The sequence below is a fragment of the Georgenia satyanarayanai genome (assembly GCF_900116375.1).
Classification (GTDB): domain Bacteria; phylum Actinomycetota; class Actinomycetes; order Actinomycetales; family Actinomycetaceae; genus Oceanitalea; species Oceanitalea nanhaiensis.
The window spans coordinates 58,767-75,178 of sequence record NZ_UETB01000018.1 but is presented as its reverse complement, the minus strand read 5'-3'; the positions used below and the strand labels follow the sequence as shown (position 1 = coordinate 75,178).

Annotated in this window: 19 protein-coding genes and 1 pseudogene; 12 read left to right on the top strand and 8 right to left on the bottom strand. The window is 71.4% G+C overall.

The genetic code is table 11. The features are described 5' to 3' along the window. Window positions 1-350, top strand: a 350-nt coding sequence (locus DSZ44_RS16630; protein WP_181424695.1) for a cadmium resistance transporter, incomplete at its 5' end; no start/stop codon positions are given. 66 nt (window positions 351-416) lie between these two features. On the opposite strand, the gene merA is transcribed toward DSZ44_RS16630, so the two are convergent. Continuing rightward, window positions 417-1,865, bottom strand: a complete 1,449-nt coding sequence (gene merA / locus DSZ44_RS16625) for a mercury(II) reductase (RefSeq protein ID WP_030153508.1) — start codon at window positions 1,863-1,865, stop codon at window positions 417-419. Between the two features lie 78 nt (window positions 1,866-1,943). Between merA and DSZ44_RS16620 the strand changes: the two genes are divergently transcribed. Continuing rightward, complete coding sequence (locus tag DSZ44_RS16620; RefSeq protein WP_028708020.1) at window positions 1,944-2,333, top strand: heavy metal-responsive transcriptional regulator; 390 nt, start codon at window positions 1,944-1,946, stop codon at window positions 2,331-2,333. A 556-nt stretch (window positions 2,334-2,889) separates the two neighbouring features. Here DSZ44_RS16620 and DSZ44_RS16615 read toward each other — a convergent pair. Next, window positions 2,890-3,504 (bottom strand): recombinase family protein, encoded by a 615-nt coding sequence (locus DSZ44_RS16615; protein ID WP_110853747.1) that lies wholly within the window; start codon window positions 3,502-3,504, stop codon window positions 2,890-2,892. 165 nt (window positions 3,505-3,669) lie between these two features. Between DSZ44_RS16615 and DSZ44_RS16610 the strand changes: the two genes are divergently transcribed. Then, complete coding sequence (locus DSZ44_RS16610; RefSeq protein WP_110853746.1) at window positions 3,670-3,903, top strand: ribbon-helix-helix protein, CopG family; 234 nt, start codon at window positions 3,670-3,672, stop codon at window positions 3,901-3,903. A gap of 27 nt (window positions 3,904-3,930) precedes the next feature. Next, window positions 3,931-4,155, top strand: a complete 225-nt coding sequence (locus tag DSZ44_RS16605; RefSeq protein ID WP_258369650.1) for a toxin — start codon at window positions 3,931-3,933, stop codon at window positions 4,153-4,155. 64 nt (window positions 4,156-4,219) lie between these two features. Here DSZ44_RS16605 and DSZ44_RS16600 read toward each other — a convergent pair. Beyond that, a pseudogene (locus tag DSZ44_RS16600) lies at window positions 4,220-4,835 on the bottom strand (recombinase family protein). 241 nt (window positions 4,836-5,076) lie between these two features. On the opposite strand from DSZ44_RS16600, the gene DSZ44_RS16595 reads away from it, so the two are divergent. Beyond that, window positions 5,077-5,307, top strand: a complete 231-nt coding sequence (locus tag DSZ44_RS16595) for a ribbon-helix-helix domain-containing protein (RefSeq protein WP_110853744.1) — start codon at window positions 5,077-5,079, stop codon at window positions 5,305-5,307. Next, window positions 5,294-5,641 carry a type II toxin-antitoxin system PemK/MazF family toxin gene (locus DSZ44_RS16590; protein ID WP_110853743.1) on the top strand — a complete coding sequence of 116 codons (348 nt, stop codon included), beginning with the start codon at window positions 5,294-5,296 and terminating at the stop codon, window positions 5,639-5,641. Before DSZ44_RS16595 ends, DSZ44_RS16590 begins: the two co-directional genes overlap by 14 nt. Window positions 5,642-5,723: 82 nt before the next feature. Here the strand turns inward: DSZ44_RS16590 and DSZ44_RS16585 are convergent, their stop codons facing one another. Together DSZ44_RS16585 and DSZ44_RS16580 are read right to left on the bottom strand one after the other, a co-directional pair. Next, on the bottom strand, window positions 5,724-6,707 hold the full coding sequence (locus DSZ44_RS16585) for a hypothetical protein (RefSeq protein ID WP_110853742.1): 984 nt from the start codon (window positions 6,705-6,707) through the stop codon (window positions 5,724-5,726). A 194-nt stretch (window positions 6,708-6,901) separates the two neighbouring features. Beyond that, window positions 6,902-7,663, bottom strand: a complete 762-nt coding sequence (locus DSZ44_RS16580) for an SDR family oxidoreductase (protein WP_110853741.1) — start codon at window positions 7,661-7,663, stop codon at window positions 6,902-6,904. Between the two features lie 76 nt (window positions 7,664-7,739). Here DSZ44_RS16580 and proC point away from each other — a divergent pair, with 76 nt between their 5' ends. Beyond that, on the top strand, window positions 7,740-8,555 hold the full coding sequence (proC, locus tag DSZ44_RS16575; protein WP_110853740.1) for a pyrroline-5-carboxylate reductase: 816 nt from the start codon (window positions 7,740-7,742) through the stop codon (window positions 8,553-8,555). Window positions 8,556-8,610: 55 nt separating this feature from the next. On the opposite strand, the gene DSZ44_RS16570 is transcribed toward proC, so the two are convergent. Then, complete coding sequence (locus DSZ44_RS16570; protein ID WP_110853739.1) at window positions 8,611-9,414, bottom strand: helix-turn-helix transcriptional regulator; 804 nt, start codon at window positions 9,412-9,414, stop codon at window positions 8,611-8,613. 168 nt (window positions 9,415-9,582) lie between these two features. On the opposite strand from DSZ44_RS16570, the gene DSZ44_RS16565 reads away from it, so the two are divergent. From DSZ44_RS16565 to DSZ44_RS16545, 5 genes are all read left to right on the top strand, one after another. After that, a complete protein-coding gene (locus DSZ44_RS16565; protein ID WP_110853738.1) occupies window positions 9,583-9,804 on the top strand; it encodes a hypothetical protein in 222 nt (73 codons plus the stop codon). Window positions 9,805-9,944: 140 nt separating this feature from the next. Continuing rightward, window positions 9,945-11,366: a sugar porter family MFS transporter gene (locus tag DSZ44_RS16560; protein WP_110853737.1), complete on the top strand. Its 1,422-nt coding sequence runs from the start codon at window positions 9,945-9,947 to the stop codon at window positions 11,364-11,366. Between the two features lie 147 nt (window positions 11,367-11,513). After that, on the top strand, window positions 11,514-12,512 hold the full coding sequence (locus tag DSZ44_RS16555; protein WP_110853736.1) for a putative F420-0 ABC transporter substrate-binding protein: 999 nt from the start codon (window positions 11,514-11,516) through the stop codon (window positions 12,510-12,512). Next, window positions 12,509-13,615 carry an iron chelate uptake ABC transporter family permease subunit gene (locus DSZ44_RS16550; protein ID WP_373681263.1) on the top strand — a complete coding sequence of 369 codons (1,107 nt, stop codon included), beginning with the start codon at window positions 12,509-12,511 and terminating at the stop codon, window positions 13,613-13,615. The genes DSZ44_RS16555 and DSZ44_RS16550 overlap by 4 nt, the downstream gene beginning before the upstream one ends. Then, window positions 13,612-14,418, top strand: coding sequence for an ABC transporter ATP-binding protein (locus tag DSZ44_RS16545; RefSeq protein WP_110853735.1), 807 nt, complete (start codon window positions 13,612-13,614; stop codon window positions 14,416-14,418). Before DSZ44_RS16550 ends, DSZ44_RS16545 begins: the two co-directional genes overlap by 4 nt. A gap of 166 nt (window positions 14,419-14,584) precedes the next feature. Here the strand turns inward: DSZ44_RS16545 and cofE are convergent, their stop codons facing one another. Continuing rightward, entirely contained in the window at window positions 14,585-15,367 is a 783-nt protein-coding gene (cofE, locus tag DSZ44_RS16540; RefSeq protein WP_110853734.1) for a coenzyme F420-0:L-glutamate ligase, read from the bottom strand. Continuing rightward, window positions 15,367-16,365 carry a TIGR03557 family F420-dependent LLM class oxidoreductase gene (locus DSZ44_RS16535; RefSeq protein ID WP_110853733.1) on the bottom strand — a complete coding sequence of 333 codons (999 nt, stop codon included), beginning with the start codon at window positions 16,363-16,365 and terminating at the stop codon, window positions 15,367-15,369. Before DSZ44_RS16535 ends, cofE begins: the two co-directional genes overlap by 1 nt. Window positions 16,366-16,412: the final 47 nt, after the last annotated feature.

The window sequence follows — 16,412 nt, the reverse complement described above, 5'->3', positions numbered from 1 at the left end:
GTCTCTGGGCTGCATGGCAAGCCTGGCGCGGAGACGATGACGACGATGACGCCAAGGTCACGGGCACGAAGGTCAGCGCGTGGACCGTCGCAGGAGTCACCTTCGCCAACGGCGGAGACAACATCGGCGTCTATGTCCCCGTCTTCCTCAGCGTGGAACCCATCGCAGTGGTCGCCTACTGCCTCGTCTTCCTCGCGCTCGTCGCGGTCCTGGTCGTAGTCGCCAAGTTCGTTGCCACCCGGCCGTCGATCGCTGAAGTCCTCGAGCGCTGGGAACACATCCTGTTCCCCATCGTCCTGATCGGCCTCGGCATCGTCATCCTCGTCAGCGGAGGAGCGTTCGGTCTCTGACGGAGCCAAAGCGAACGAGAGAGGTCGCCAGGCTCGACGCTCCGGTATAGGGATCCCTGTGCGGGTTCATGCTGCGCAGCAGGAGAGTTTGGTGATGTCGGTGGTGAAGGTTTGGGCGGTGAGTTTGAGGCCTTCGGCCATGGTCAGGTAGGGGCTCCAGAGGTTGGCGACCTGGTCGGTGGTCATGCCGGCCTCGAGGATGTAGACGCCGGCGGCGGCGAGGTCACCGGCGTCCTGGGCGAGGGCGGTGATGCCGATGATGCGGCCGGTGTCGGCGTCGGTGACGATCTTGATGAGCCCGCGGGTGTCACGGTTGACGATGGCGCGCGGGACGTGCGCCAGGGGCAGGACGCGGCTGTCACAGCGGATCCCGGCAGTGCGGGCCTGCTGGTCGGTCATTCCGACGGAGGCCAGGGCGGGGCTGGTGAACACGACCCGGGGCAGGTGGCGGTAGTCGACCTCCCGGCCGGCTCCGGTGAGGGCGTTGTCGGCGACCAGGGCGCCGTGGGCCGCGGCGACGTACACGAACTGCGGGTGGGCGGTGACGTCACCCGCGGCCCAGATCCGCGGGTTCGTGGTGCGCAGGTGGCTGTCGATGATGACCTCGCCGCGCTTGCCGGCGCGCACGCCGATGGTGTCGAGGCCGAGCGTGCCGGTGACCGGGCGGCGGCCGGTGGCAACGAGGAGCTCGGCCGCGCGGAGCTCGTGTGAGCCGTCGGCGGTGGTGGCGGTGACCGTGACCTCGCCGGTGGCCGGGTCGCGGCGCACCGCGGTGGGCACCGCGCCGCGGATGATCTCGATGCCTTCGTCGGCGAGGATTTCTTCCAGGGCGGTGGCGGCCTCGGGTTCCTCGTGGGAGGCCAGCCGTGAGCGGACGAGCATGGTGACCTGGGCACCGAGGCGGGAGAAGAGCTGGGCCTGCTCCATGGCGACGTAGCCGCCGCCGATGACCAGCAGCGACTCCGGGACGTGGTCCAGCTCCATCGCGGTCGTCGAGGTCAGATAACCGGCCTCCTGCAGGCCGGGGACCGGCGGCGCCCAGGGCGTGGAGCCGGTAGCGATGAGGTGGTGCGCGGCCCGGACGGTTTCCGCCGTGCCGTCCGGGCCGGTCACGCGGAGTGCCGGCTCAGTCGGTGTGCCGACGAAGGTGGCCTCGCCGGGGTGGAGGGCCCACCCGTACTCGGCGGCCAGGGCCGCGTACTTCTCGCTGCGCAGCGATCCGACGAGCTTGTCCTTGCCGGCGACCATGGCGGGCATGTCGACCGGTGGGGCGTCGGGGAGTGGCAGACCGGGGAACCGGGCGGCGTCGAGTGTGACGTGGCGGGCCTCGGCGGCCGCGAGCAGGGCTTTGGAGGGCACACACCCGGTGTTCACGCAGGTACCGCCGATGGTGCCGCGCTCGATCATCACCACCCGCTTGCCCAGGGTGGTGGCGCGGATCGCGGCCGCGAACGCCGCCCCACCGGACCCGATCACTGCCAGGTCATACGACCTGCCCTTGTCCGTTGCCGTCATAAGTCCTCCCTTGTTGCCGCGCCTCAGGACCAGGATCGACCTTCCAGTGCACTGGAAGGTCAAGGCAGAATGAGTGGCATGCGGATCGGTGAGGTGGCTCAGGCGTCGGGCACGACAGCTAAGACCCTGCGGTACTACGAGGACGTCGGACTCCTCCCCGACCCCGACCGCAGCCCGGCGGGGTACCGGGACTACGGCCCCGAGGTGCTCGACCGGCTGCACTTCATCCGCCGGGGCCAAGCCGCCGGGCTGACCCTGGCCCAGATCGGCCAGGTGCTGGCCATCCGAGACCGGGGCCAGGCCCCCTGCCAGCACGTCACCGACCTGCTCGACACCCGCCTCGCGGTCATCGACCGGCAGCTCGCCGAGCTCGCGCAGCTACGCACCACGATCGCCATCCTGCGCGAGCACGCCACCACCGGCGACCCGGCCACATGCTCCCCCGAGGACGTCTGCCGCTACCTGTGACCCGCGAAGGTCACCGGCCCGTGGCACCATCGCGACATGGCCGATGACACCCAGCAACGATGCTCGTGCTGCGGCCGCCAGCGGCCACGAAGGTCGCTCCACGCACTCGGGAGCGAACCGGCCTACATCTGCCGAAGGTGCGCGCTCTGGGTCGCCCTTCGCATCGCTCGCGACTGAACGACTCCGCCCGCAACGCGGGCACGCCGCCGGCCGCGGCGAACATCGTCGGATGGTGCGCGAAGGAACCAAAGGGCGCGAATGACGACCAATCATCACGCCGCCAGCGCGATCGCGGGCGCCCGTTGCCGCACTCCTCATCCGACGGTCTGAGCTCCACCGCCTGGCAGCGGTCCGAAGCCTGGAGAGGGCATCGGAGCCGGACGGGACCCCCTAACGCTCAGTGGTCCGCCCTCGCAGCGGTTGCGGTCGGTCCAGTTGTCCGTCCCGTAGGAGGAACCGCCACCGGGATGCCGCTGTCCGTGACCGGCTTCGAGGGGGACCCGCTTGACGGCGTCCCGCGAGGGTGTGGGTTGCGGGACGCCGTCAAGGTAGGCGTTCAGCCTCGTGCCGACGCAGCGGCGAGCTCGGCCTTGGCTGCCAGTCGTTGGCGTTGGATGGCGCGGTAGACGGTGGAACGACCAACGCCGAACAGTTCGGCGACCTCGAGAGTGCTGTACTCGCCGCTGTGCACGAGCGACACGAGATGTGCTTCCTGTCTTCGGCTGAGCTTGGGCTGCTTGCCCTTCAACCGACCCTTGGCCTTCGCGACCTTCATGCCCTCGACAGTTCGCAGTCGGATCAGGTCAGACTCGAACTCCGCGACCATGGCCAGCACGTTGAACAGGAGACGACCAACGGCGTCGGTCGGGTCGTAGATGGACCCGCCGAGCGAGAGACTGATCTGCCGGGCGGTCAACTCGTCCGCAATCGCCCGCGCATCGGGCAGGGACCGGGCCAGGCGGTCGAGCTTCGTAACCACCAGGGTGTCCCCAGCCCGACACGCGGCCAGGGCCTCGCGCAGGCCAGGGCGTTCTCGGTTGGTGCCGGTCAGGCCGTGATCGACGTAGATGCGCTCAGTCCTGACGCCGAGGCCGAGCAGGGCATCGCGTTGCGCGGTGAGGTCTTGTTGATCGGTGGAGCATCGGGCGTACCCGACAAGTAGTGCGCTCATGGCGCACCTCCCCAGGGGATGGGCCCGGCCGCGCCACCGGATGCGGTCGGCTCGGGCGCCGGGCGGAGCCCGACACCACCAGCGGCTGCCTTTCCTTCTCGGTGCGCAAGTGCCTGTCCCCGCGGGTGCTTCCGGTGACCACCTTTTCGTCATACGATTTTGGTCATGGTGAGCGAGGAGCAGATCCGGCAGTGGGCTCAAGAGGCTGAGGCCGGGTATGACGCCCACGAGTTGAAGCGCCGCGGCCGTGGTCGTCCGGGGCGGGGTGCTGAGCCCATGCAGGTCGTCGCTGTCCGCCTCACTGCCGAGGAGCTCGCTGCGGTCGACGCGATCGCCGAGCGCGAGCACATTTCGCGGTCCGAAGCTATTCGCAGGGCGTTGGCCGGCTTCGCAGCGTGAAAGTCCATCCCAGCGCTGAAGCACGGAGTGCTTGCAGACGACGTGCTTGCAGACGACGCTGTTCAAGCGGCCGACTGGCCGCTTTGGGTGGAGCCACTCGATGAGGAGGACTGGCCCCACCGCGAACTGCGACTCGGATTCGACACCCACGCTCGCCTCCTCGAGACGGTCGTCCTCGTCTTCCAGAGCGGCGAAGAACTCGTCATTCACGCGATGCCAGCCCGCAGGCAGTACTGGGACCTCCTGCCCTGAAGAGGTTCTCACCTCACCACAAGCGGATCAGGTTCCGGACGGGCGGCGCCGCGTGCCGTCTGTGTCAGCGCTTCGATGTCGCCTCGATGAGGCCGGCTCTTGCTTCGGCGCGCTGACGCTCGATGGCGCGGTACACGGTGGAGCGGCCGATACCGAAGAGCTCTGCGACCTCCAGGGTGCTGTACTCGCCGCTGTGCACCAGCGAGACGAGATGAGCTTCCTGGCGGCGGTTAAGTTTCGGCTGCTTGCCGCGTAGCCGACCCTTGGCCTTGGCAACCTTCATGCCCTCACGAGTGCGGAGCCGGATCAGGTCGGACTCGAACTCCGCGACCATGGCCAGGACGTTGAACAGCAGCCGGCCAACCGCGTCCGTGGGGTCGTAGACCGACCCCCCCGAGGCTGAGGTTGACTCTCCGAGTGGTGAGCTCATCAGCGATCGCTCGGGCGTCAGGCACAGAGCGCGCGAGTCGGTCGAGCTTGGTCACCACCAGGGTGTCGCCGGCACGGCAAGCGGCAAGAGCCTCACGCAGACCGGGGCGTTCACGGTCGGTGCCAGTGAGGCCATGCTCGACGTAGATCCTGTCGGGCTCGACGCCCAGACCGAGCAGCGCGTCGCGTTGGGCGGTCAGATCTTGCTGATCGGTGGAGCATCGGGCGTACCCGACAAACAGCGCGCTCATGGCGCACCTCCAGCAGATTGGCCTGAATCTGCCGCGGGAATTCGGTCGGCCCGGGCATCAGGCTCGACGCCCGACCCCTCATGGAAGGCCCTGCCACTTTCGAGCCGCAAGGGACGCCGCTACCGGCGACCCGCCAGAGCAGCCTGCTACACACCGGACGCGCTGTACGCGCCACACTCGCGCGTCCATTGCTGTCCCTCAGAATGCGCCACCCGGGTAGTACCGCCGGTAGCATTGCAGTATGAAGCTCAGCGTCAGTTTGCCAGAGGAGGACGTGGCACTCCTCGACGAGTTCGCCCGTACCGCCGGCCTGCCTTCGAGATCGGCTGCGCTGCAACATGCCGTGCGAATGCTGCGCCTGCCCGACTTGGAGCAGGACTACGAAGCCGCGTGGCAGGAGTGGGACGCCTCAGGCGACCAGACGGCGTGGAGCGGCACCGCGGCCGACGGGATCGCAGATGCTGCGCGGTGAGATTCGGCTCGTCGATCTAGACCCCGTTCGTGGAAGCGAGGCCAACAAGCGCCGTCCGGCCGTCATCGTCAGCAATGACCGAGCGAACTTGGCCGCAGCGCGGCTCGGCCGCGGAATAGTCACGGTCGTGCCGGTCACCAGCAACACTGACCGGATCTTCCCGTTCCAGGCATTCCTGCCCGCAGCCGCGACCGGCCTCCCGCAGGACTCCAAGGCCCAGGCTGAACAAGTACGTTGGATCGCAGTCGAGCGACTCGGCGCCGTCCTCGGGCGAGCCCCCGCCGACCTTATGGCCCACGTCGACGACGCACTGCGCCTCCATCTGCAGTTGTAGGGGCCCACTTCCAGATGGGCATCCGCATCTGCGACGCGGGTGGTATGTCGAAGACTGTTCTGTATGGCGATGGCGCGCGACGTTACCCAGGGTGGTTGAGCGCATCCCCTTGCCAACTGAGGTCGGCGTCGGTGGGAAGGGGCAGTACCTCCAGGCCCGGCGTGTGTAGGAGTTCCTCGACCAGCGCCCGGGTGCCTGCCACGAGCGTGGAGTCGAAGTCGATCTCGGTGGCCAGCACCCACGCGTGGTCATCGGGCCAGATGATGCTGGGCGACTGCGCCCAGTTCGCTTCGTCGATCCATGGCGCCCGGTCGGTCCATCGGACGTCCGCGAAGTCCGCTGCGCCGGCCTCGAACAGCACATAACTGCGTCCCGTGCCGCCGTGCAGGTCGAACCGCGGCCCCGTGGCCACCTCGCGCGACAGGATCCCGGTGCCCGGCGTCGCGTGTCTCGGCGATGCGCCGAAGCGGTACCGCAGTGCGTCGCGAACCCTGGCCACTGCTTGGCGCGCGGTCACCGCCACACGTCGAGGACCTGAGGAGGTCAGCATCAGCTGCATGCGCGCCCCCGCGCTCATCAGCCCGCCCCAGCCCTCCCACACTGCGGCGATGCCAGCAGTCGGAGTAGTGGTGTGCTGAGTCAGCACCGTTGCGGCCACGGAGAGTGCGGCGGCGTCGAGGCAGCCCTCCTGCGGCGGGAAGTAGTGCCAGCCGTCCAGACCGATCACGTCGTCCGCCGGACCGGGCGCCTGCCGGACCAGTCGGGCGAACTGGGCCTCGGGGTGCATCATCGTGCCGAAGGACGCCGCGGTGGCCGCCCAGCTGGTCCACTGGTCCTCGATCGCGTGCTCAAGGTCTGGCACGCCCTGGAAGTGCGTCGCATGGTCGACCCCGTGCCACGTCCCGGTGTTGCGAGGACGGTCGCGCTGGACGGGGTGGAACACCCGCGCGTACGCCTCGAAGCCGGCGGGCACCACCGACAGGATGCTGCCGAAGGGCTCGGCCTCCATGGGCCGCAGCCACTCGCCCCGGGAAATGTCGGGGACCCACGCGAACGGTTCAGGCATGAGGGCAGCCTGCCACTACCGCTGGCGTTGGCGCGGCCGTTGGGAGTCGAGGCTATGGGAGATGAGCGCTTCCCATGGCGATCCCCGACGGGCAACCTGTGCGGCTCATGTGCGCTACGACGGCGCCGACCCGTCACGGACACGCTGGTCGGTTCGGTCAGTCCGCGGAGCGACAACGCTCGGCGGACCAGCCGCTACTGGTCGCGCGCCACCACGGTGTTCGACGCCTGGGCCCGGGGCCGCAGGACCATGAGGTCGACGTTGACGTGGTGCGGCCGGCTCAGCGTCCACGCGACCGCGTCGGCGACGTCCTCGGCGACGAGCGGCTCGGCGACACCCTCGTAGACCTTCGCCGCGGCCGCCTCGTCCCCGAGGCGGTTGAGGGAGAACTCCTCGGTGCGCACCATGCCCGGCGCGATCTCGATGACGCGCACCGGCTGGCCGACGAGCTCCAGGCGCAGCGTCGTCGCGATCACCCGCTCGGCGTGCTTGGCCGCGACGTAACCGCCACCGCCCGGGTACGTGTCATGGGCCGCGGTCGACGTCATGACGAGGACGTCCCCCGCCCCGGAGGCGCGCAGGTCCGGCAGGAGCGCCTGGGTGAGGCACAGCGTGGACAGGACGTTCATCTCGTACATCGCCCGCCAGTCCTCGACGCTGCCCGTCTCCACCGGGTCCGCGCCGCGAGCGCCGCCCGCGTTGTTGACGAGCGCGTGGAGCGGACCACCCGCGCGGACCGACGCCACGAGGGCGGCGACGTCGTCCTCGCTCGTGAGATCGGCCGGGACGGCGACGGCGCCGGTCTCCTCGGCGAGCGCGGCGAGCCGGTCCGCGCGGCGGGCGGTCGCGACGACGTCCCAGCCGTCGGCGCGCAGACGCCGCACGGTCGCGGCGCCGATCCCGCTGGAGGCACCGGTGACGAGGGCGCGGCGGACAGGGGGGTGCGTGGTGTCCATGGCCCCATGGTGCCTGGCCCTGCGGGCGGGGCGGCGTGGATACTGTGGCGGTTCGCAGACGGCAGCGGGAGGCAGCATGACCATCGGGTTCATCGGGGCAGGCACCATGGCGGGCGCCATCGTGCGCGGCGTGACCGCGGCGGGCGTCGTCCCGGGCGGGGACGTGCTCCTCTACGACGTCAACGAGTCCGCGGCCCAGCGCCTCGCCGACGACGTCGGAGCCACCGTGGGCGTGTCGGCGGAGGCGGTCGTCGCGGGCAGCGACGTCGTCGTCCTCGCCGTCAAGCCGCAGGTGCTGCCCGCCGTCCTGGGCGGGGTGGCGGACGCCGTCGTCGAGCGCCGCCCGGTACTCGTGTCGATCGCCGCAGGGATCACGCTCTCGGCCCTCGAGGCGCTGCTGCCCGGCGGTCAGGTGCCGGTCGTGCGCGTCATGCCGAACGTCAACGCGATGATCGGTGCCGGGATGGCCGCCCTGTGCGGCAACGACGCCGCCGGTGAGGGCGACGTCGCGCGCGTCGAGGAGATCTTCGCCGCCGTCGGCGGCACGGTCGTCCTGGCGGAGAAGGACTTCGCCACCTACACCGCGATCGCCGGCTCCTCCCCCGCCTTCGTCTTCACTTTCATCGACGCGCTCGCCCGTGGCGCGGTCCGTGACGGGATGCCCAAGGCCCTCGCGACCCGGATCGCCGCCCAGGCCGTGCTCGGCAGCGCCCGGATGGTCCTCGAGCGTGCCGACGACGGCGTCAGCCCCGCCGACCTCGTCGACATGGTGTGCTCCCCGGGCGGGACGACCATCGCCGGGATCGTCGCGATGGAGGAGGCCGGTTTCACCCCCGCCGTCGTCCGCGGGGTCCGGGCCGTCGTCGACCGGGACCGCGAGCTCGCCGACTGAGGCCCACCTGGGACATGCTCCGGTCCTCCTCCTGAGGTCCGCCCGGCGGGCCTGCTCAGGCGGTGGTCAACGTGACGTTCCGGGAGATGACGTCGTCCTGGTCGAGGGCGGCCGCGACCGCCTCTCCCCGGTTGTGCACCCCGAGCCGCTCGTAGGCGTTCTCCAGGTGCTTGCGTACCGTCCCCTCGGAGATTCCCAGCGCGCGTGCGACGTGCCGGTTCGGCATGCCGAACCTGACCAGCCGCAGGACCTCCAGCTGCCGCGGGGTGAGTGCCGGGGCTGCGACCGGCTGCTCGCTCGCTGCTGCCACCAGAAGCGGCTGCAGGTGCGGATGGAGCAGCCGCATGAGGACGAGCTCACGCTCCGCGAACGGGCTGCCCGAGGTCCGGGGAGCGAGGATGCGCAACGACCGGAACGGCCCGACGGGGTGGCCGACGATCAGCTCGTCCACATGGTGGAGAAGCTCACGGTTCAGCGGGTCCTCGGCGACCTCCCGCTCGGTGTACCAGCTGCGGTCGGAGGTGACCACCGCGGCGCCGGTGCGCTCGATGAGGCTGCAGGTGCCGCTCCACCAGGAGCGTTCCCAGAGCTCCGTCAGCGGATCACCCTCGGACGCCTCCATCTCCCCGGGACCGTACTGAGCCCCCTCGCCGTCCACCATGTCCTGCTGGTGCCACAGCGCCAACGTCAGCGAATCCATCGCCTGGAACGACACGCCGTCACAACCGAGGAGAGGTTCCAGCAGACGGAGCACCTGGAACGTCGCGTCGACCGGTGACAGGTTGGGGTGCGGCCGGGCGAGGTCGAGGATGTCCCGCAGCGTGGCGATATCACTCGTGGTGATCGTGCCGTTGACCATCGTGGCCTCCTTGGGCCGTGATCTCCTCCCACGCTACTCCCGGGCGCGCGGGGTGCGACATACGCGCAACGTCGTATTCCGGCAGGACCCGCCCAGCCGGAGAGTTGAGGGGTCGACCGCGACGCCTGCACCGCCTTCGCAGGCGCACGGCACACCTGAGGAGTCGACATGATCAGCACGAAGCGCCACCACATGGTGACAGCGGTGTCCGTCGGCCTGCTGCTGGGCGGGTGGGCCGTGTCCGATCCACCGGTCCCCGCAAGCGGCCCCTCCGAGGCTGCGGCTCCGGCCACGTGCGGGGTGGTGCCCGAGACCGGGTCCGCCGCGTCGACCGGCGACCGGTACCCGCGCAGCATCGCGCTCGGGCCGCTCTTCCACTGGGCGGAGTGACAGGCGTCCTCCCCTCGACCGTGCTCGGGCCGGCGTCGACGAGCTGCCGGCCCGAGACGCGGTGGTCACCCTCTCCCCGCGCCGACCTGCGCGTTCGGCGCTAGCGTCCCCGTGACCGACGGCGACGACGAGGAGAGGCAATGAGTGACAAAGGCAGCACGATGAGCGGACGCATCCTCGGGATCAGCCTGGCGGCCGCGATGGGTGGCTTCCTCTTCGGCTTCGACACCGCCGTCATCAACGGCGCGATCGACGCGATGAGCGAGGACTTCGGCATCTCCGGCTTCCTCCAGGGCTTCGCGGTCTCCTCCGCGCTGCTCGGCTGCGTCGTCGGCGCGTGGTTCGCCGGACCGCTGGCCTCCCGGCAGGGGCGGGTGCGGGTGATGATCGTCGCCGCGGTGCTCTTCGCGATCTCGGCGATCGGCTCGGGCCTCGCCTTCGGCACCTGGGACCTCATCGCGTGGCGCGTGCTCGGCGGCCTCGGGGTCGGTGCCGCCTCGGTCATCGCCCCGGCGTACATCGCCGAGGTCTCCCCCGCGGACGTCCGCGGCCGCCTCGGTTCCCTGCAGCAGCTGGCGATCGTCCTCGGCATCTTCGCCGCCCTGCTGTCCGACGCCTTCCTCGCCGGCACCGCCGGCGGAGCGGCCGAGCAGCTGTGGCTGGGCCGGGAGGCCTGGCGGTGGATGTTCATGGCCGAGGCCGTCCCGGCGACGATCTACGGGCTGCTCGCCCTGACGATCCCCGAGTCGCCGCGCTACCTCGTCGACCAGCACCGCGAGGAGGAGGCCGCGGAGGTCCTCAAGAAGTACACGGGCGTGAAGGACACCGCGGCGAAGATCAAGGAGATCCACCAGTCGCTCACGCGCGAGGCCAGGGAGAGCCTCTCCGACCTCAAGGGGCACTCGCTGGGCCTCAAGCCGATCGTGTGGGTCGGCATCGTGCTGGCGATCTTCCAGCAGTTCGTCGGCATCAACGTCATCTTCTACTACTCGACGACGCTGTGGCGCTCGGTCGGTTTCGAGGAGAGCCAGGCCCTGACGACGTCGGTCATCACCTCGGTCACCAACGTCCTCGTCACGGTCGTGGCGATCCTCCTCGTCGACAAGGTCGGCCGCCGGCCGCTGCTGATCTTCGGCTCGGTGGGCATGACGGTGAGCCTGGCGACCATGTCGCTCGCCTTCTCCCAGGCGCAGGGCACCGGCGAGGACGTCTCGCTCCCCCAGCCCTGGGCCACGGTCGCCCTGGTCGCGGCCAACCTCTTCGTCGTGTCCTTCGGCGCGACCTGGGGCCCGATCATGTGGGTGATGCTCGGGGAGATGTTCCCGAACAAGATCCGCGCCACCGCGATCGCGGTCGCCTCGGCGGTGAACTGGCTGGCGAACTTCACCGTGTCGACGACCTTCCCCACCCTCTCCGAGATCAGCCTCAGCCTCGCCTACGGGATCTACGCGCTCTCCGCCCTGCTCTCCCTGGGCTTCGTCCTGTGGCAGGTGCCCGAGACCAAGGGCCGGGAGCTGGAGGACATGACCGACGAGGGGCGCACCCGCAAGGCGCGGACCTAGCCGGGGCCGCGGCGCTCCGCCGCCGGGCGTAGGCTGGTCGACGGACCCCGGGGCGCACCCGGTGGCGGGTCTCGACCTTGGGCCCGCGGTCCGCGCGCGGCGCTGTGACTGCGCAGAGCTCATCCGAACCCCGCTCTGGAGTCACACGTGCCCTTCCCCCGTCGCGCCGCCCTTCTCGGCGCGCTCGCCCTCGCCCTCACCGCCTGCTCGTCCGCCCCCGCGGACGACGCCACGAACGACGACGACGGCGGCGGGAGTCCTGCGCCGTCGTCGTCCGCGGCCGGGTTCCCGGTGACCGTGGCGAGCTGCGGGACCGAGACGACCCTGGAGGCGCCTCCCGAGCGGATCGTCACGATCAAGTCCTCGGCCACCGAGATGGTCATCGCGCTGGGCGCCGGCGACCGGATCGTCGGCACGGCCTTCTCCGACGGCCCGCTGCCCGAGGGCGTGACCGCGCCGCCCGTCCTGGCCGAGCGGAACCCCTCGAGGGAGTCCGTGCTCGACCTCGCTCCCGACCTCGTGTACGCCGGGTGGGAGTCGAACCTGTCCGACGACGGCGCGGGCGAGCGGGAGGGCTACGAGGAGCTCGGGGTCTCGACCTTCGTCTCCCCCTCCGCGTGCCAGGACCCCGCCCACCAGCCCAACCCGCTCACCTTCGAGGACGTCTTCGCCGAGATCGAGGAGGTCGGCCGGCTGCTCGGGACGCCCGAGGAGGCGGCAACCCTGGTGGAGGAGCAGCGCGCGGCGCTCGAGGCCGTCACGCCCACCGGTGAGGGGCTCAGCGCCCTGTGGTACTCCTCCGGCTCGGACACGCCCTTCGTCGGTGCGGGGATCGGGGCGCCGCAGATGATCATGACGGCGGCCGGGCTGACGAACATCGCCGCCGACGTCGAGGACACCTGGACCTCCCTGTCGTGGGAGGCCGTGGCCGACCGGGACCCCGACGTGCTCGTCCTCGTCGACTCCGCCTGGAACACCGCCGAGCACAAGATCGAGGTCCTCGAGTCCAACCCCGTCACCGCCGCCATGCCCGCCGTCCAGGAGGGCCGCTACCTCACCGTGCCGTTCCCGGCGACGGAGGCGGGGGTCCGCAACGTCTCGGCCGTCGCCGAGCTCACCCGGCAGATCGACCAGCTGGCGCCGTGACCGACCTCGACCGCCGCGCACCGGCCACCGGCGCACCCGTCCCACGGACGGGCGGTGCCCAACGTCCGCGTCGCCGGCTGGCGCTGGCCGGCGGACTGCTCGGGCTGCTCGCCCTCCTCGTGCTCGCGATGAGCTGGGCGGTGACCGTGGGCCCCGCCTCCATCACGGTGGCGCAGGTGTGGGGCTCGGTGTGGCACCACGTGTGCTCGGCCCTCGCCCCCGGCGCGGTGACCTGTGCGGCCGACCCGCTCACCACGATCCAGGACGCCATCGTCTGGCAGGGTCGAGGGGCGCGAGTGGTCGCGGCGGCGAGCGTCGGGGCCGGTCTCGCGGTGGCGGGCACGGTCATGCAGGCCGTCGTGCGGAACCCGCTGGCCGACCCCTACCTCCTCGGTGTCTCCTCCGGCGCCTCCCTCGGCGCCGTCGCGGTCCTCGTCGTCGGGATGACCGTGCTCCTGCCGGTCGCCGCGTTCGTCGGCGCCGTCGGCGCCCTCGTGCTCACGCTTCTCCTGGCCGCGGGGCGCGGCGGGGGCCTGCCCCCGGTCCGCACCGTGCTGGCCGGCGTGGCCGTCGGGCAGGCCTGTTCGGCGCTCGTCAGCTTCGTCATCTTCTGGTCCGCGACGGGCGACTCCTACCGGGAGATCCTGTCCTGGCTGCTCGGGTCCTTCGGCGGCATCACGTGGCCGGAGACGATGCTCGCCCTCTGCGGCACCGTCGTCCTCGGCGGCGTGCTCGCCTCGCGCTCGCGGGTGCTGGACGCGTTCGCCTTCGGCGACGTGTCCGCCTCCTCCCTCGGCGTCGACGTGCGACGCGAGCGGTGGCTGCTGCTCGTCGTCGTCACGCTGCTCACCGCCGTCCTCGTGTCGGTGTGCGGGTCGATCGGCTTCGTCGGTCTCGTCGTCCCGCATGCCGTCCGGCTCGTGCTGGGCTCGCGCAACCACCGGGTCATGCCGGCGGCCGCGCTCGTCGGTGCGCTGTTCCTCCTCCTCGCCGACACGGCTGCCCGCACGGTCTTCGAGCCGCGCGAGCTGCCGGTCGGCATCCTCACCGCTGCCATCGGGGCGCCGGTGTTCGCGGTCCTCCTGCGCCGGAGCCGGCTGTGAGCGGGGCGGCGCGCACCCGCGCGCGCACGGAGGCCCTCACGCTCACTGTCGGCGGTCTGGGGCTGCGGCTGGGCGGGACGCCGGTGCTGCGTGACGTGGCCGCCCAGCTGCCCCCTGGTGAGGTGAGCGCCGTCGTCGGGCCCAACGGCTCCGGCAAGTCGTCCCTGCTGCGGCTGCTCGTGGGGGCGCTTGAGCCCGAGCACGGCACGGTCCTCCTCGACGGCCGCGAGCTCGCCGAGCTGTCCCGCCGCGCCCGCGCCCGTGAGCTGGCGCTCGTCGAGCAGGACTCGAGCGCCCCGGTGTCCCTCGACGTCCTCGACGTCGTCCTCCTCGGGCGCACCCCGCACCGGCCGACGTGGTCGGCGGACTCGAGCGACGACGTCGACCTCGCCCGTCAGGCGTTGGCGCGCACGGGGGCCGCGCACCTCGAGGGCCGCGACGTCGCCACCCTGTCCGGCGGTGAGCGCCAGCGCGTCCACCTCGCGCGGGCCCTCGCGCAGACGCCGCGGCTGCTCCTGCTGGACGAGCCGACCAACCACCTCGACGTCGCCGCCCAGCTCGACGTGCTCCACCTCGCCGGGGAGCTCGCGGCCACGGGCGTCACGGTGCTCACCGCGCTGCACGACCTCAACCACGCGCTGGAGCACTGCGCGCACGTCGTCGTCCTGGACGCGGGCCGGGTCGTCGCCGCGGGCCCGCCTGCCGAGGTGCTCACCGAGGAGCTCGTCTCCCGCGTCTACGGCGTCCGCGCCGAGCGCGTCACCGTCCGCGGCCGCGACCTCCTGCTCTACGATCGCGCCTGACACCTTTCGGATCGCGCCACAAGCACGGCCCATTCCGGCGGGAGACGCCTTCGTACTCGGCGTGTCGTCGGCGTGTCGCACCCGACCCAGAGCCGTTTGTGGCGCGATCCGGACACTCCTGCGGGGCGGCACCCGGGCGGCGCCACGTCCGGAGGACGGTGAGGAGCTACGCCCGGCCGTCGGCCAGCCCGCGGGCGTAGGCCTCGGCGGAGCCCTCGCGGAAGAGGTCGTCGGCCGCCGACCGGGCCAGCACACCCGCACCCTCGCCGTCCTCGGTTGTCACGAGATGGCTCAGCCCACGCACGACGGCCACCGGGCGGCCGTCCGCCTTGCCCTTGACGAGCTCGGCGGCGGCGGCGATCTCGTCGGCGGCGGCGATCGTCGTCATCCGCAGCTCGCGGCCGTAGCCGTCGCGCCGCCCGCGATGGTCCTGGAGCACGACGACACCGGCCGCACCGATCGCGACGTCCGCGACGCCCTCGCGCCACGGCCGCCCCACGGTGTCGGTGACCACGACGCCCGGTCGCACCCCCAGGCGGGCGTCGAGGCCGCGGCGCAACCGGCGTGCCGAGTCGTCGGGGTCCTCCGGCAGGAGCAGCGCGGTGCCGAGCGGCACGTCGGAGGAGTCCACCCCCGCGGCGGCCATGACGAGCCCCTGCGGGGTCTCGACGATCCGCAGCGTCGAGCCGTCCGGTCGCGCCCGCTCGGCCACGACGCGCACCGTCTGGGAGGCGATCGCCGCCTCGAGCTCCTCGCGGGTGCGGGCCGCGACGAGCCGCCGCTCCGCCTTGGCCACGACCTTGCTCGCGACGACGACGACGTCCCCCTCGGCCACACCGGTGCTCCCGTCGGGCCAGACCAGCTCCCGGAGCGCGGGCGCGACGACGGCAGCGAGGTCGTCCCCGCCGGTGACAGGTGGCAGGCCCTCGACGGCCTGGGCGAGCAGCATCAGCGGGCGAGCTTGGGCAGCACGTCGCGGCCGAAGACCTCGACCCACTCACGCTGGTTGCGCCCCACGTTGTGCAGGTAGATGCGGTCGAAGCCGAGGTCGACGTACTTCTGGATCTCGGCGCGGTGGACGTCGGGGTCGGCGGAGATGACCATCCGGCCCTCGAAGTCCTCCGGGCGCACGAGCTTGGCCATGGCGGCGAAGTCGAAGGGCGAGCGGATGTCGGCCTTGGGGAACTTCATGCCGCCGTTGGGCCACTGGTCGAGCGCGTTCGCGAGCGCCTCCTCGTCGGTCTCGGCCCAGGACATGTGGAGCTGGAGGATCTTGGGCATGGTCTCGGGGTCCCGGCCCACCTCGCGCGCGCCGGAGGCGAACTTGTCGAACAGTCCGGAGATCTTCTCCAGCGGCGCCCCCACGGTGATGAGGCCGTCGGCGTGCTTGCCGGCCCGGCGGGCGGTGACCGGCCCGCCGGTGGCGACGTAGATGGGCGGCGCCTCCTCGGGCATGGTCCACAGCCGGGTCGACTCGAGCTTGTAGAAGGTGCCCGAGTGCTTGGCGTCCTTGCCGGCGAGGGAGGCGGTGAAGAGCTTGCGGATGATCTCGATGGCCTCGAACATCCGGTTGATCCGCTCGGGAGCCTCGGGCCAGTAGCCGGCCGTCACGTGCTCGTTGAGAGCCTCCCCGGAACCCAGCCCGAGCCAGTGCCGCCCGGGGTACATCGCCGCGAGCGTGGCCGAGGCCTGGGCGACCATCGCCGGGTGCCACCGGAACGTCGGGGCGGTCACGCCGGGGCCGAGGTCCCCGCGGGTGCGCTCTCCCAGCGCCGAGAGGACGTTCCACACGAAGGCGGCCTGCCCCTGCGACGGCGTCCACGGCTGGAAGTGGTCGGCGGCCATCACGCCGGAGAAGCCGTGCTCCTCGGCCAGCGCACTGATCTCCACCACCTCGGTGGGGTGGAACTGCTCCAGCGCGGCCGCGTACCCGATCGTGAGGTCCATGGGACCAGTCTGTCAGGTGGGGCCGGTCCCTCGCCCGCCCGCGCCGG

Excerpts from the sequence above, each read along its gene's own strand:
- merA (WP_030153508.1), bottom strand. The coding sequence starts at position 1,865 with ATGACGGCAACGGACAAGGGCAGGTCGTATGACCTGGCAGTGATCGGG.
- DSZ44_RS16620 (WP_028708020.1), top strand. The coding sequence starts at position 1,944 with ATGCGGATCGGTGAGGTGGCTCAGGCGTCGGGCACGACAGCTAAGACC.
- DSZ44_RS16615 (WP_110853747.1), bottom strand. The coding sequence starts at position 3,504 with ATGAGCGCACTACTTGTCGGGTACGCCCGATGCTCCACCGATCAACAA.
- DSZ44_RS16610 (WP_110853746.1), top strand. The coding sequence starts at position 3,670 with ATGGTGAGCGAGGAGCAGATCCGGCAGTGGGCTCAAGAGGCTGAGGCC.
- DSZ44_RS16595 (WP_110853744.1), top strand. The coding sequence starts at position 5,077 with ATGAAGCTCAGCGTCAGTTTGCCAGAGGAGGACGTGGCACTCCTCGAC.
- DSZ44_RS16590 (WP_110853743.1), top strand. The coding sequence starts at position 5,294 with ATGCTGCGCGGTGAGATTCGGCTCGTCGATCTAGACCCCGTTCGTGGA.
- DSZ44_RS16585 (WP_110853742.1), bottom strand. The coding sequence starts at position 6,707 with ATGCCTGAACCGTTCGCGTGGGTCCCCGACATTTCCCGGGGCGAGTGG.
- DSZ44_RS16580 (WP_110853741.1), bottom strand. The coding sequence starts at position 7,663 with ATGGACACCACGCACCCCCCTGTCCGCCGCGCCCTCGTCACCGGTGCC.
- proC (WP_110853740.1), top strand. The coding sequence starts at position 7,740 with ATGACCATCGGGTTCATCGGGGCAGGCACCATGGCGGGCGCCATCGTG.
- DSZ44_RS16570 (WP_110853739.1), bottom strand. The coding sequence starts at position 9,414 with ATGGTCAACGGCACGATCACCACGAGTGATATCGCCACGCTGCGGGAC.
- DSZ44_RS16565 (WP_110853738.1), top strand. The coding sequence starts at position 9,583 with ATGATCAGCACGAAGCGCCACCACATGGTGACAGCGGTGTCCGTCGGC.
- DSZ44_RS16560 (WP_110853737.1), top strand. The coding sequence starts at position 9,945 with ATGAGTGACAAAGGCAGCACGATGAGCGGACGCATCCTCGGGATCAGC.
- cofE (WP_110853734.1), bottom strand. The coding sequence starts at position 15,367 with ATGCTGCTCGCCCAGGCCGTCGAGGGCCTGCCACCTGTCACCGGCGGG.
- DSZ44_RS16535 (WP_110853733.1), bottom strand. The coding sequence starts at position 16,365 with ATGGACCTCACGATCGGGTACGCGGCCGCGCTGGAGCAGTTCCACCCC.